The following is a 1,548-nucleotide window of genomic DNA, read 5'->3' on the forward strand; positions in this document are numbered from 1 at the left end:
TCGACTTTCTTCGCCGATCGTTGATCTACAGGTGTCCCGTTGCCTTGTTCAAGCCCCTTGACCTGCGCACTCATGCCATAACGCAGCGGCGTTGCTCAGCGCGCCTTCCTCCGGCGGCGCTTGCCGATCGCCGAGGCGACAGCCGGCCTGATCACCGCCAGCAGGAGTGGGTGCGCGCCGCCTACCCGGACACACCGACCACCCGCCTCAAGCTCCTGCCGACGTCCTACCGCTGCGTAGACGGCACCCGCCCCATCAGCGTCGAGCGTCTGCAGGTCCTGCACCGGCCTGGGTCGACAGCCTGCCGCCCCTTCGGGTGCCCACCCAGGTCGAGGTTGACGGGAAGCCCGTCACGCACCTGGCTCTGGACACCGCCCTGCGCGAATCGCTCAAGGCGCTTCGCCTCTCCGGGATGCTGGAGACCCTCGACGTCCGGCTGGTCCAGGCCCACGACGGCGAGCTCGGCCACCTGGACTTCCTCCAGGTCCTTTGCCAGGACGAGATCACCCGTCGCGAGACCGTCGCCCTCCAACGGCGCCTGCAGAAGGCGAAGTTCGAGCAGCAGGTCACCCTGGAGGAGTTCGACTTCGCCGCCTCCCCGAAAGCTGCCCGCAGCCCAGATCCGCGACCTGGCCGCCCTGCGTTGGCTGCATGCAGGCGAGTCCGTAATTCTGTTCGGTCCGGTCGGGGTCGGCAAGACAAACGTCGGCGAGGCCCTGGGCCACCTCGCGATCCGCCAGGGCGCAAACGTCCGTTTCAGCAAGACCAGCCGCATCCTGGCCGAACTGGCCGGCGGTCACACGGACCGCACTTGGGACAAGCGGATGCGCGAGCTGGTCCGCCCCGACGTCCTCATCCTGGACGCTTCGCAATGCGCCAGCTCACCGCCGCCCAGGCCGACGACCTCTACGAGCTCGTCAGCGAGCGGCAGGGCCGCTCCCTGATCATCACCAGCAACCGGGCCCCCAGCGACTGGTATCCGCTCTTCCCGAACCCCGTCGTCGCCGAGTCCCTGCTGGACCGGCTGATCAACACCAGCCACCAGGTGATCATGAACGGCCTCAGCTACCGGCCCAACAAGCGCCCCAAGGGTCCCATCGATAGGGCAGAGAACCCGAAGATCGGGTGACGATCGCCAGTCCGCTCGGCGATCACCATGGCGCACTGGTCACGGTGAGGGCGGCTCGGCGCCCTCACCAGTGCTCTGAAGGAAGGGAAGGGCATAGCCCTCGACTGCCGACAGAACCCCGGCAGCCAGCCGCTGCAGTGGAGTTCGGTCAGTCACCTCCCACCAGTGGTCCTGGCCGCCTGGCATCAATCCGCCGATCCGTTGCGGCCGGCCTCACCGCCCATAGACGTTGTTGGGGTTCGGCCGCACCAGCGCCTTCAAGATCGAGCCTCCTGCCAGACCGACTTGTCCGTGATCATCAGGTTGATCGTGAACTCGACTCGCAATGGGTCGTTTCCATCCTGAATTCGCAGGTCATGGGCCTGGCGTGAGCTGGTGGTGAGGTACTCGCGCTGGTGGCTGGCGTGATCGTCTTGCGG

Annotated in this window: 1 pseudogene; it reads left to right on the forward strand. The window is 66.8% G+C overall.

The annotated features are described in order from the left end of the window. The first annotated feature begins 358 nt into the window (after positions 1-358). A pseudogene (istB, locus tag ACZ5ON_RS36015) lies at positions 359-1,129 on the forward strand (IS21-like element helper ATPase IstB). Positions 1,130-1,548 lie beyond the last annotated feature (419 nt).

Source organism: Kitasatospora sp. NPDC032150, assembly GCF_055579945.1.